The 13,398-nt window shown below is 40.8% G+C and carries 7 protein-coding genes, 7 tRNA genes and 1 other RNA gene; 1 reads left to right on the forward strand and 14 read right to left on the reverse strand.

Features of this window, described 5'->3' with window-relative positions:
• Window positions 1-5: 5 nt before the first annotated feature.
• Both pepP and L3V38_RS12205 read right to left on the reverse strand, forming a co-directional pair.
• Complete coding sequence (pepP, locus tag L3V38_RS12200) at window positions 6-1,331, reverse strand: Xaa-Pro aminopeptidase (protein ID WP_237119583.1); 1,326 nt, start codon at window positions 1,329-1,331, stop codon at window positions 6-8.
• Between the two features lie 20 nt (window positions 1,332-1,351).
• The gene (locus tag L3V38_RS12205) at window positions 1,352-1,915 is read right to left on the reverse strand and encodes a UPF0149 family protein (protein ID WP_237119584.1); all 564 of its coding nucleotides are present in this window, start codon (window positions 1,913-1,915) and stop codon (window positions 1,352-1,354) included.
• A 194-nt stretch (window positions 1,916-2,109) separates the two neighbouring features.
• Between L3V38_RS12205 and ssrS the strand changes: the two genes are divergently transcribed.
• A non-coding RNA gene (gene ssrS, locus L3V38_RS12210) (6S RNA) lies at window positions 2,110-2,293 on the forward strand.
• Window positions 2,294-2,567: 274 nt separating this feature from the next.
• Here the strand turns inward: ssrS and L3V38_RS12215 are convergent.
• The 12 genes from L3V38_RS12215 to L3V38_RS12270 form a co-directional block, all read right to left on the reverse strand.
• Complete coding sequence (locus L3V38_RS12215; RefSeq protein WP_105181204.1) at window positions 2,568-5,648, reverse strand: efflux RND transporter permease subunit; 3,081 nt, start codon at window positions 5,646-5,648, stop codon at window positions 2,568-2,570.
• On the reverse strand, window positions 5,648-6,946 hold the full coding sequence (locus L3V38_RS12220; RefSeq protein WP_237119585.1) for an efflux RND transporter periplasmic adaptor subunit: 1,299 nt from the start codon (window positions 6,944-6,946) through the stop codon (window positions 5,648-5,650). The genes L3V38_RS12215 and L3V38_RS12220 overlap by 1 nt, the downstream gene beginning before the upstream one ends.
• A 2-nt stretch (window positions 6,947-6,948) precedes the next feature.
• Complete coding sequence (locus L3V38_RS12225) at window positions 6,949-8,355, reverse strand: TolC family protein (protein ID WP_237119586.1); 1,407 nt, start codon at window positions 8,353-8,355, stop codon at window positions 6,949-6,951.
• A 147-nt stretch (window positions 8,356-8,502) separates the two neighbouring features.
• The gene (locus L3V38_RS12230; protein ID WP_237119587.1) at window positions 8,503-8,790 is read right to left on the reverse strand and encodes a hypothetical protein; all 288 of its coding nucleotides are present in this window, start codon (window positions 8,788-8,790) and stop codon (window positions 8,503-8,505) included.
• Between the two features lie 19 nt (window positions 8,791-8,809).
• A complete protein-coding gene (locus tag L3V38_RS12235) occupies window positions 8,810-11,632 on the reverse strand; it encodes a hypothetical protein (protein WP_237119588.1) in 2,823 nt (940 codons plus the stop codon).
• A 439-nt stretch (window positions 11,633-12,071) separates the two neighbouring features.
• Window positions 12,072-12,147, reverse strand: a tRNA-Phe gene (locus L3V38_RS12240).
• Window positions 12,148-12,344: 197 nt separating this feature from the next.
• A tRNA-Thr gene (locus tag L3V38_RS12245) sits at window positions 12,345-12,420 on the reverse strand.
• Window positions 12,421-12,477: 57 nt separating this feature from the next.
• Window positions 12,478-12,553 (reverse strand) — tRNA-Phe (locus L3V38_RS12250).
• Window positions 12,554-12,591: 38 nt separating this feature from the next.
• A tRNA-Thr gene (locus L3V38_RS12255) sits at window positions 12,592-12,667 on the reverse strand.
• Window positions 12,668-12,724: 57 nt separating this feature from the next.
• Window positions 12,725-12,800: transfer RNA gene (locus tag L3V38_RS12260), tRNA-Phe, on the reverse strand.
• 104 nt (window positions 12,801-12,904) lie between these two features.
• A tRNA-Thr gene (locus tag L3V38_RS12265) sits at window positions 12,905-12,980 on the reverse strand.
• A 71-nt stretch (window positions 12,981-13,051) separates the two neighbouring features.
• Window positions 13,052-13,127, reverse strand: a tRNA-Phe gene (locus L3V38_RS12270).
• Between the last annotated feature and the right edge of the window lie 271 nt (window positions 13,128-13,398).

Genomic DNA, 13,398 nt, shown 5'->3' on the forward strand with positions numbered 1-13,398 from the left:
TGCTCCTAGCCTTTGTTTGCTTGCATCACTGCTTCAATGTCACGAATGGTTTTAGGAACCGAAATAGTCAGGTTTTCATGGCCATCTTGAGTGACAAGTAAGTTATCTTCAATACGAATACCAATGCCTTTATATTGCTCTGGTACTTTTGCATCTTCGCTAATATATAAACCTGGCTCGATGGTGAGCACCATTGCTGGCTCAAATACGCGCTCTTTTTCATCAAGCTTATATTCGCCAACATCGTGCACATCTAACCCTAACCAATGGCCAAGGCCATGCATGTAAAACGCTTTGCACGCTTGGTTTGCCATTAGCTCATCAAGCTCACCAGTTAAAATGCCTAAATCAATCAGCCCTTGCGTCAGTACCGTTGAGGCTAATTCATTCGCTTTCGATAAACTACCGCCCGGCTTTACTTGGCTAAATGCTGCTTCTTGAGCTGCTAATACAATATTGTAAAGCGCCGCTTGTGGTTCGCTAAACTTGCCATTGATTGGGAAAGTACGTGTGATATCTGCCGCATACCCTTCAAGTTCACAGCCAGAATCAATTAATACTAAATCGCCATCTTTTAGCTCAGCATCATTTTGTGTGTAGTGCAAAATGTTAGCGTTGTCGCCACTGCCGACAATCGTGCCATAAGCAGGATGACGTGCACCATTCATTGCATAATGGTGGTGAAGCTCTGCTTCTAATTGGTATTCAGTTGCGCCAGGTTTGGCAAACTGCATAGCGCGAATATGGCCTTGTGCACTAATTTCGCACGCTGCGCGCATAATGTTTAATTCTGCATCAGATTTAAACAAACGCATTTCATGCACTAAACCACGAATATCTTTAATGGTATGTGGGGCTTTATAGCCTTTTTTAGGTGCGCCGCGAAGTGTGCTTAATAAATCCCAAATTTTTGCATCAAAGTTTGCGTAAGTGCCTTGTGCATAAAATAAAATCTGCTGGCCGTTCACCAAATCTAATAATTGTTCATCTAGTTCAGTAAGTGGGCAAGTTGCGTCGAATAAGTACTCAGATTTAGCTTTTTCGAAGCCAATTCTACGGCCATGCCAAATTTCAGCTAGCTTGTCTTTGTTACGGCAAATTAGGGTACTTGGTGTATCGCTCGACGGGCAAAGCACTAAAACCGCATCTGGTTCGTTAAACCCAGTTAGATAGAAAAAGTCACTGTCTTGGCGAAATGCATATTCAGTATCACGGCTGCGCGTTACTTCTCCTGCCGCAGGAATAATAGCAACGCTATTTTTATCCATCATCGCAAGCAAGTGCTCACGACGGGCTTTAAATTCAGCTTTATCGATTGCAATAGACGACATGCTAAACCTCTGTAATTTGATTAGTGAAGGGTCTTCTTAGGGTTTTTATCTGCTGGCTCTTTACCTAGCTCAGCAAAACATAGCAGCGCAGAAACACGCACATACTCAATCACTTCGTGCAGTGCTTGGCTGTCTTCTTCGGTCTCTTCAAATAGGGTGTCTAGGCGGGTAATTTCACTAAAATCGCTGATCACTTCTTTCACATCAGCAGATAACTTGCCGTAATCTTTTTGCTTTAAACCAAAACCAAGCATAAAACCCGATACCCAAGATACTAGGCCATTAGCTAAATCGATCAGTGTTTCGTCGTCGCTTGGTAGGAATAGGTCAAATTGAAACTCTTCATCGCTAAAGCTGGCAACAACCTGAGAATACACATCAGCAAAAAATGCTTTTAAATCTTTATTAAAGGCTAAGCCATCGTTGAATACATCACTTAATAAACCTAAGTATTCGTCGGCTTCGATATTGATGCCACAGGCTAATAAACCACTGATCACACCATGAGCTTCGGCTGGTGCGACAAAAATTTCACTCTTTTCTAATAACAATTGGGCTTGTTGGTAATCAGGTAACGTGCTCATAACTTTTTCTTTGTTCGGCTAAGTAACACCATGCTACCACTCGATAAATCGCAACTCCAATTAATTGTATGATTGAGGTCAAAAAGCAATCTGAAAAGTAAATAAGCAGTTAAAGGTGGGGAAAAACTACCCGAACGATCCGCTTTTTTTACTTCTATGGTTTAAGGATTGAAACTTGTCTTATATACTGAAGGTGTTCCCTAGGGTGCAGGAGCTTGGTTAAGTCCCTGAGCCGATAAATTTTATGTTAGGGTTTCTGTTCGTCTACTATTGTGCAAGCTCGGCATGTACCGAGAAGCCTACGGTAAACCGCAGATTCCCGCCCTGAAACCTCAAGGTTTCAGGACTGACACCGGGCACCGCATACTTGGGGAACACCTTTTCTTTTTATCTATCAGATATCGAAATCTTCTCTGTAGTTTTTCGTTTTTACAATAACTGACTTATTCGTGCGAAATAAATTTCACGCCTACGGGTGAGCATTTCACTTTAACTGTGTGCAGGCACAATCTAACTTCTGACGACTGATATCTAGTAACTCTTATATTTTGCGGTGGGATAAATCCGCCGCCACATCGTTACCTGTAGCTGCGGGTTTACCCCGCATCCTAGCACCTAGCCTCAACCAAGCGCCAATTTTTAACTTCGCGCCTTATTTAAACCATCCCTGAAAGCGCTCCATTAATAGGTAATTAACTGGCACTAATAGTAAGGTGATAAGCGTTGCGAAGATGATTCCAAAGCCAAGGCTTACCGCCATTGGAATAAGGAATTGTGCTTGCGTTGCTTTTTCAAATAACAGCGGCATTAAACCAATAAAGGTGGTTAAACTGGTTAGCATTACTGGGCGAAAACGTGCAGCCCCTGCAAGCTTAACGGTTTCAAGTAAATCACCGCCCTCTTCACGCTTCTTATTGATAAAATCAACCAATACCAAAGAGTCATTCACTACAACACCTATCAAGGCTAACATGCCAAGTAAGCTCATAATGGTTAACTCCATGCCCATTACCCAGTGACCCATTACCGCACCTATCATGCCAAACGGAATAACACTCATCACAATTAATGGCTGCATATATGATTTAAACGGTATCGCTAATAACGCATAAATAATAAAGAATACAAACACCAGACCCCAAGCGAGTGAACCAAATGATTCACGCTGCTCTTTGGCTTCACCTTCGAGCGAGTAATCAACACCTGGGTATTGCACCATTAGCTCATCTAAGTAAGTTTTTAAGTCTGCTTGCAGTACCGTCATATTGGTATTTGATTTTTCAACATCGGCTGTTACATTCAACGTACGATAGCGATCAATACGATAAATAGACGATGGACTTTGCCCCGGTACTAAGGTCGCCACATGCGACAATGGTACTGTGCCACCCGTTGGGGTTTTAATTAAAATATCAGTTAAATCAGCAACTGAACGACGTTCTTCAATTGGCAAACGCACCATTACACGCACATCATCACGACCACGTTGAATACGTTGAACTTGCGCACCAAAGAACGAATTACGCACTTGCTGCGATACATCAACACGATTTAAACCAAGCGCCAAACCTTGCTCTGTTAGCTCAATTTGCAGCTCGTCTTTACCATCTGACATGCTATCAGCAATTTCGTACACAGTTGGGTAAGTTGCTAAACGCTCTTTAACTTTTTCTGCCACAGCTTCAAGGGTGTCGATTGAGCTGCCACTTAGCTGCACGTCAATAGGATCTGAACTGCGACCAAATTCAGCACGGAAAGTCACACTCTCAGCCCCAGGTATAATACCGATAAGGTCACGCCATTCACTGGCAAGCTCTCGAGAGCCAATATCTGATTCACGTTTTTCGGCTGGTGTGATTTCAAAGCGCACACTACCTGTATTTGACGAACCACCTCGGCCACCCGTGGTTGCCAAAATATTTAAAATCACGCTTTGGCCATCTTCATCACGATACTTGTCTTGTAGCTCTTTGGCCTTATCTGACATATCGATGATGTACTTGTTGGTCACTTCAAACGGTGTTCCAGCAGGGAATGTTAGCTCTGCACGAACGGTTTCACTTGGAATACGCGGGAAGAATATAAACTTCGTCCAACCGCTGGTGATCAGGGTCAAAATGATAAAGAAAATACCGACGAACAAGCTGACCGTTGCTAATTTATTCTTTAGCGCAACATTTAGTAGCGGCTGATAGTACTTCATTATGGCGTGTTCAAAGCCATCGGCAAAACGCTGCTGAAACTGCTGCAGTTTTGACGGATTTGCTTTTTCACTACGTAGCTTTAAGTACTTTAAGTGAGCCGGCAGAACAAATTTAGACTCAATTAAAGAGAACAGCAATACCGGAATAACGACAACAGGAATTTGCGCAAATAAGGCACCACGGTTACCTTCGATAAAAGCTAATGGTAAAAATGCGGCAACCGTTGTTAGTACACCAAAGGTAACGGGTGTCGCAACTTCTTGCGTACCACGAATAGCAGCTTGTTCACCATTTTCGGCTGTTTTTAGGTGGGTGTAGACGTTTTCACCGGTCACAATGGCATCATCAACAACAATACCGAGTACCAAAATAAAGCCGAATAAACTCATTACATTAAGCGTAATACCAAAAATTGGCATGGCTAAAAACGCGCCCATGAACGACACAGGAATACCAATAAACACCCAAAAGGCAATAGCAGGACGCAAGAACAAGGTCAGTAACGCAAGAACTAAAATACCACCCTGAATAGCATTGGTTGTTAGCGTCGCAATACGGCTTTTCACGATTTCAGAGTCGTCATCCCAAAAGCTTAACTCAAACCCTTCAGGCAGCTGACTTTGATGCTCGGTAATGTAATTTTTTACCGCATCAGCAACTTCAATCGCACTTTGTGGACCAATGCGATACACATCAATAAACGCCGCTTGCTTACCATTAAAGCGAGTACGAACTGGGGTTTCTTCAAAGTCATCGGTAATACGGGCAATGTCGCCTAAGCGAATAATGGTACCATCAGCTTGGTACTTCACCACAACTTGGGCAAACTCATCTTTACGATAGGCTTGGCCTTTTGAGCGAATGAGTACATCACCCCCTTCGGTTTTTAAGTTACCCGCTGAAACATCGGTACTTGAATTACTAATTGCTGAAGAAATGTCCGATAAGCGTAAATCGTATTGGCGTAATGTATCTTGACTTACTTCAATGGCAATTTCGTAATCACGCACCCCACTTAGCTCTACCTGAGTGATTTCCGGCAAGCGTAATAAGTCATCACGTACATGCTCGGCATATTCTAGGGTTTCTTTTTCGCCATATTCACTCGACACAGTTACCGCTATTACTTCACGAGTGCGCTGCGCGAGTGCCACAACTGGTTTTTCTGCATCGACCGGAAACGTGTTAATGGCATCAACCCGACTTTTAATATCGGCTAATAGCTCCCTTGGGTCATAGCCAGTATCGACTTCAATTGATACCGAGGCAGACCCTTCTGATGAGCGGCTAGTAATACGCTTTATGCCTTCAAGATCTTGCACCGCTTCCTCAATACGGATAGCGACACCTTTTTCAACATCTTCAGGTGTTGAGCCACGTAGGGTCACGCTAACACTGATACGGTCTGCTTCAAATGAAGGGAACACTTCAAGTGGTATTTGCGTCGAAACGCTAAATAGCCCCGCTAATAAAATGCTGATCAGCAATAAGTTTGCTGCAACATGATTCTTTGTAAACCAAGCTATCATTATTGCGCTCCTTGCTCACGAGCAGCGCGGCGTTGTTCAATTAGTTTTTCAACTGTAATACCTTGCTCTTTTGCTTGCTTTTCAAGCTCTTCACGGCTTGGACGCTGTGCTTTACCACGTGTAGCTTGATACGCTTCGCTACCCATTACCGTCACTTGTGTACCTGAGCTTACTTGACCAAGCGGTGTAATCACTAAATGTTCTCCTGCCGATAAGCCTTCGGCAACCATAGCTTGAGTCGCGTTTTGCCAAGCTAGTGAGATGTTTTTGCGACGCAGTACACCTTGCTCTTCAACATATACATAAGTGCCTTGGTAAATTGCACTGTTTGGGATCACAATGGCATTTTCAACCGCCTTGCCGGTAATTTGTGCTTTGATGTACTGACCAATTTTAATTGGGTATTGATTCGCAGAAGTGGCTTTGTAAGGGTCATTAATTTGTGCAACCACGTAAAGCTGCTGCGCGCTTTCATCAATGGCCCCTTCGGTGCGAATAACTTGACCTTGCCATTGCTGCTTACCTACGAGATCTGAGCTGAAGTTAACGAGTGAACCGGCGCTATTTTTAGCACCATCACGAAATTGTTCTGGTAAATTAATGAACGGTAAGTCTTTATTTTTGATTGGTAAGCGAATTTCAACACGATCAATGGCATAAATGCTAGCAAGTTCCATGTTATTACTCACCACTTGACCTAAATCTACGCTGCGGCTTAAAACTCGCCCTGCGTATGGAGCAGTGATTTTTGTACGCTCTAAATCAAGCTTCGCTTTTTCAAGCGTCGCTTGGGCAGACAATACACTTGCTTCGGCTGCTGCAAGTTGTGGCTTACGCAGTACCAGGCTACTTGCTTGTTCGCCCTTGCCTAAGCGCTCCCAATCGGTAACTGCTTGGCGACCACGCGCTTGCTCTTCGAGTAGGCTTTGCTCAGCGGTTAATAAAGCCGCTTGTGCTGATTTTACTTCGGCGCGGTGATCTCTATCATCTAGTTGCAACAACACATCGCCTTTTTCAAAAAAGCCACCTTCACGAAATTGCTCACTAATTTCAATAATTTGTCCTGAAGCCTGCGCCACTAGCATACTTTGCGTACGTGGTTTTACGGTGCCAAAGCTATCAATCATCACTTGATAAGTTTCTGGTGTAAGGGTTTTAACAGCCACATTCACTTTTGCTTTTGGCGGTGAAGAAAAGCGGTTAGCCTTTGGCGGGTTGCCTTTTATAAACATGACAAGCAGCACCGTTACAACGATCACTACCAATGGAATTAAAATTTTACGTGTCTTGCTATTCATGATTATTGCTCTGCTACTTCGCTGTTTGCTTCACTAAAATCACCACCAAGGGCAATATGTAAGTTGATTCTGTTGATAATTAACTGGTTTTTAATTTCGATTACCGAACTTTGCGCATTGAACGAACGGTCTTGCGCATCAAGTACCGTGGTGTAGGTAACCAAACCACTTTGATATTGTTCAAAAGACAAACGCTCTGCAGCAATAGCGTTTTCCTGCGCTTCTAAGGTTTTTTCGTAGCGTACTTTAAGCGCTTGTTCTTGGCTAATCGCTGTTTCAACATCGTTAAAGGCATCATAAAGTGTGGCAAGATAAGCCTGTTCTTGGCGCTTAACGTTTAACCTTGCTTGTTCTTCATTGGCTTTTAAGCGGCCACCTTCAAAAAGCGGCATCGAAATACTACCAATCAACGACCACGCTAAGCTTGAAGGCGAAAATAAGTCGCTCACTCTATCTGTGCTATCACTGATTGATGCAGAAAGGTTTAAGCTCGGAAAACGCTGTTTATGCGCATAAGCAAGCCCAGCATCGGTACTAAGTAATTGATACCAGCTTGCCATTAACTCAGGTTTGCGAGTAATAAGCTCTGAAGGTAAACCAAGTGGAATGGCACTATCGAGTAGTGGTAAATCTGCGCTAACGCTTAACGCGCCAGTTGGGTATTGGCCTGTTAAACGCTCTAAATCACGGATCGATTTAATTAAAGTTGCTTGCTGCGCGGCAATGTTCGAGCGCTCAGTATTTAGCTCATTACGAGCAAGATAGACGTCGAGCGCTTCATTTAAACCTTGGCGATAACCCGACTCAATGATCGATAGATTCTGTTCGGCATTTTGTTCGCGCTGTTTATAAAGTTCGAGCAGTTTTTGATTTGTGATTACATCAAACCAACCTGATACTACATCAGCCACTAATTGTTGTTTGCTTTGCGCAAAGGTGGCTTTTGCAGCTAGGTATTCAAGGTTTGCTTGTCGTTCTGAAGCCGATAATTTACCCCATAAATCAACTTCGTAGCTTAACTCTAATGATGCTGAGCTGGCGTTGTTGTAGCTAACAGGACGATTATCTTTACTTCGGCTTGCACGTGTTGATAAATCAAGGCTGGGCCATAAATCAGCCCCAGCAGCAATAAGCTGCTGCTCTTTAATCGCGACATCGTACCCCGCTTGTAAAATCGCTTGGTTATGGGCTAATGCTTGCTCAACTAAAGTAAAAACTTGAGGGTCGTGTAATTGCTGCAACCAGTTATCTTCAACTGCAAGCACCTTGCCGCCAGAAGGAAGTTGCTGCCATGCACTTGGCACAGTCTCAAGCTCAGCAACTCGCTCATTGTGAGTCGGCTGGCTCGCACATGCACTTAGCAAAATTACACTTAAAGCCAATAAACTCGGCTTATATTGCCAATTCATTCTAAAAACCTGAAAAACATCAATTTATGAATGTTATTCAAGCACCACGTTAAGTTTTGCTCAACTGACTTTACATAAAATTACACTGCCTGACATAGGCATACGATAAGAGGCTAAACTCTAGAGATAAAAAACGAAAACATTAAACTATAAAATCTGATAACCAGACGTATCTGCTAACTCAAGAAGCTCTGTATCGCCAGAGCTATCGCCATAAGCATAAATATGTTCAAATTCAGAGAGAGTATAAGCAGTTTTAATTCTCGAAACTTTTTCAGGTCCAAAGCAATTTTTTGTTGCACACTCTCCTGAAACTATCACTACACGGTGACCTTGCTCCTTATGCCAAGTGAGCGCTAAAGCTTTAGTGGTAATGTTTAAAAAGGATAACCTAATACTTGAAGCACTCTCCCTAGTTACAGGGAGAGTACGCATTTTAACATCTAGTAAAAACTCAATCTAAAATTAACATGTCTTCATATGAATTAAAAAAGCTGGTATTACCTATTAATATCGAAATTTGATATTCACCTTTACTAATAGGAGTGTTCCACAAGACTTTAGCACTGTTATTTTGTGTATCGAGAGCCACTTCACATTCCCCTCCACTCACAATACAATCCAGCTTTATTTTACCGTCAAAATCCCAAGTTACATCATAAGTTAAATTCGAATCTGCAGTTGCTCTTGCTTTACCACCAGTCACGTTGAGTAACTTATCAAAATCAAAAACAGAGTATCCATTCTTAGGCAAAGAGTAGTTGTAATAATAAGCAGTCGGATCCCTACTCCACTCCATATTAAAGATCTTATCTCCTTGAATCGCTATATCTGTAACATAATCACTTGTTATGTAACTACTTAACAATTTTGGACTGCTGGGTGCTTTTATAGAGTACTTTGAAATGCCAGTTTCTGGATCAACCACATACAGCTCATTACCAATTAACTTTAAACTCGTTCCAGAAATATTCAGTAGGCGTGCTTCTTCAATAATGTTTTCGGGTTCTGAAATGTTCAGTATCCTTAGTCCATAATATTTACTCAACAAATATACGTAATCTTTATAGGAAACAATTGAGACATAGTGCCAGCTATCATCTCCAAACCAATCTTTAAAAAAATACCCTTGTTTGTTGAGCTCATTATTTTCATTAATATTGATAATCGCAGCTTCATTTTCAGCAGCAACGTGAACTGTATTTCCAGAGATGGATATATCAGAAATTGCCCCACCTCTAGATGCTAAACCATGTAATACTGACTTATCTACTGGTTCACTAGGTTCACTTATATCATATAAAACTAGGTTTGAATTAGCTGTATTAATTAGAAGTTTATCACCCTTCACAGCCAAAGCATTTACTGGGTTAGCCGATGGGATATTACCCACTGAAAAAGGAGCTCTCTTATCACTAACATTAAGGATATGTAAACCTTCGCTCTGGGTACCAACAAACAATAAATCTTCACTAATTAGAAGTTTATTCGCTTTAGAAACTGTAACTTCACTTAATACTTCTGGCTGTTCATAATTAGAGGCATCTTTAATAATTAATCTATTATCTTTGCTAGATAAGTATAAAACCTCATCTTCAACGACCAGTGAATTTAACTGAAAATTTTGATCAACTTGATATTCTTTTGTTAGAGGAGCTGAAAGAGAAGAAATGTCAAAACTTTCTAGGCTTGAACTAAAATAGTCTACTAAAAGCAAAGTGTCTTCATGAAAAGTTAGCCATTTTGAGGCTATAGTGTTTGGTAACTTACCTATCCATTTAGGAAAATTAGGATCAGATATATCTAAAAAACGGACACTTTCGGAGCTATCACCAACCGCAATAACGTTTTTAGCAAAAGCCATAGCAATATTCTGGGATGATACGCTTGTTTCTGAAATGACGCTCAATTGTGTAGGTAATGAAATATCAACGAGCAGCAAGCTTTGTTTTGAACCAGTTAATGCTGCTATATTCTCATTTATTTCGATTTGTTTGAAAGAGCAATCACAAGGTAACTCAGCCACTAAAATAGACTCAAGTGGCGTTGATACATTAAATACCTTCAACCCCTCACTTTCAGTTGCAACATATAAAAAATCTCCTTTAATTTTTAAGTCATTTACTCCAGAAAGACTCTCATTTAAGGTATTACTATCTATATAGCGAGGCGATGTTAAATTAGAAATATCAATCGCTTCAATCCCAAATTCGCTTGAAGATACATAAACTATATTTTTATACTTAGCAAATTTTTTGTTTTGGAAAGCATTTTCAATAGAACTTACAAGATTTATATTTGAAATGTCGCTTATATCATAGAACCAAAGTCCAGTTCTTCCCTCAGCAATCAATAGATCATCAAAAATGACACTCGCCTGATAACCATTTTGAGCACTCTCCCAACCGAACGCTCGAATATTGTAAGGGTCAGATATATCTAAAGCTTTTAATCGACTGTTATCCGAGGTAAAAGCGATGCCTTTTTCTACACTTGCAGAAAAAGAGTAGGTTGAGTCACTAGAGTACTCATCACGAAAAATTAAACTTTCTTTATTAAAGCTATTTACTGTACCCGAATACTCCTTACCAACAATGCTCACTAAGTCAGAAGAGGTGGTTTTATCCTCATCTTCTACTGTTAACTTAAAACTTAGCTGACTTGCCCCTTGAGGCAATTCAAATGAGGGGTTACAGGTATCTGCACTAAGTACTTTAACCTGAGGTCCCTCTACTTGTTCCCAGCTATAGCTTATAGCAGAACCATCTGGATCGTAGCTTTCATCACAACTTAAGCTTACTAATTCATTTTCTAGGAAAGTCTTGTTATCTCCAGCTTCAGCAACAGGAACGTTGTTACTAGGGATAACTTTAACATTCACTTCTGCTTCAGCGGATGCAGCTTGATCATCCGTAACAACTAACTTAAAAGTAAACGACTTTTCAACTTCATAAGCTAAGACTTTTGGTGATGTGAACGAAAGTATCAACTTATCAGTATCACTTAAAGAGACTGGCTCTCCTGAAATTTGTTCCCACTTTATTGAAGTAATTGTTCCATCGGAATCTGTTGCCTCTGCATTAATTATAACCTCAGTTAATTCATTAACTTCTACTTCGGGACTCAAACTTAAAGTGGGTAAAGTATTCGCCACTGGGTTATCAGTAGGCGCTTCTGGAATGCTTTGTGGAGGGTTGTCTTCACCACTACTACCACCACAACCGACTAAAAATAAAAAACTAAATGTGATAGATAGTGCGATATTTTTAATATCCATATTAAATATTCCTTTCCATTTAAATATGCTGACCATAACGTTTAACTATATGACTATTTAATTTAAAATCATATAACTAAACCAATATAAAATTTAGGCCTAACCTTCTTAGTTAAGTGCGTTGTTTTGAAAACAACCTTTGTTATTTAGGCACTTTCGACAATTTTGCTATATCTTTTCTTTTCGCATAATTTGATCATGGCAATAACTCTTTTGATAAGTAGCACCTAATCAAGTTCCTAAAAATAACAAAATACTATCACATGTTGCCATAACTCAACTAAAAAGCATAATCTTTGAGCAATTATTTATTGAATAAAACTCTAAGACTTTGAATTGGGAAAACAAACACTTAAAAAACTGGTAGTTATTATTTAAAACTAAATTAATTAGGAATTTTTAATATAAATATAGGGAAATAGTTTGAAGTAACAAAGGATGGTGCCCAGAGGCGGAATCGAACCACCGACACGAGGATTTTCAATCCTCTGCTCTACCGACTGAGCTATCTGGGCAATATTCGGTTTTTGTGCTGAATATCCACAAGGATTTTCAATGCAATTCCCGATGGCTCTACCGACTGAGCTATCTGGGCAATATTTAGTTTTATGCAGAATATCCAGAAGGATTTTCAATGCAACTCCCAATGGCTCTACTAACTGAGCTATCTGGGCTAAATTCCTGACTGCAATTTGCTGCCTAGGATAATAAATGGTGCCGACTATCCGAGTTGAACGGATGACCTACTGATTACAAGTCAGTTGCTCTACCAACTGAGCTAAGTCGGCACACTAAATTTGTGTGCGCTGTGCACTATAATCACTTTAAAAGAGATTATCAAATAATGGTGCCCAGAGGCGGAATCGAACCACCGACACGAGGATTTTCAATCCTCTGCTCTACCGACTGAGCTATCTGGGCTAAGTTCCTAACTGCAATTTGCTGCCTAGGATAATAAATGGTGCCGACTATCCGAGTTGAACGGATGACCTACTGATTACAAGTCAGTTGCTCTACCAACTGAGCTAAGTCGGCACACTAAATTTTTGTGCGCTGTGCACTATAATCACTTTAAAAGAGATTATCAAATAATGGTGCCCAGAGGCGGAATCGAACCACCGACACGAGGATTTTCAATCCTCTGCTCTACCGACTGAGCTATCTGGGCAATATTTAGTTTTATGCAGAATATCAACAAGGATTTTCAATGCAATTCCCGATGGCTCTACCGATTGAGCTACCTGGCATTCTAAACTTTCGTTTAAAAATAAATGGTGCCGACTATCCGAGTTGAACGGATGACCTACTGATTACAAGTCAGTTGCTCTACCAACTGAGCTAAGTCGGCACACTAAATTTGTGTGCTTTGCACAATACTGATGTTCTAACTATTAGATACAACACCAATATATTAAATAATGGTGCCCAGAGGCGGAATCGAACCACCGACACGAGGATTTTCAATCCTCTGCTCTACCGACTGAGCTATCTGGGCAATATTCGGCTTTATGTTGAACATCCAAAGAGGATTTTCAATGCAATTCCAAATGGCTCTACCGACTGAGCTATCTGGGCACTAACCTTTAGGCAACAAACCTAGTTGTCGCTGTCTGGGCGTGCGGCGTATTAAACGGGTTTTGCCCTCTCAAGTCAACTTTTTTTTAAGGATTCTGACTGTTTGAACAGTTTTCAATCAAGATTGCTGTTTTTCGTACTTTTACGGTTACTTATGCAGCAAAAATTCCTATTCTAATAGTTTCCTCCAA

The organism is Pseudoalteromonas sp. L1 (genome assembly GCF_021728095.1).
GTDB lineage: Bacteria > Pseudomonadota > Gammaproteobacteria > Enterobacterales > Alteromonadaceae > Pseudoalteromonas.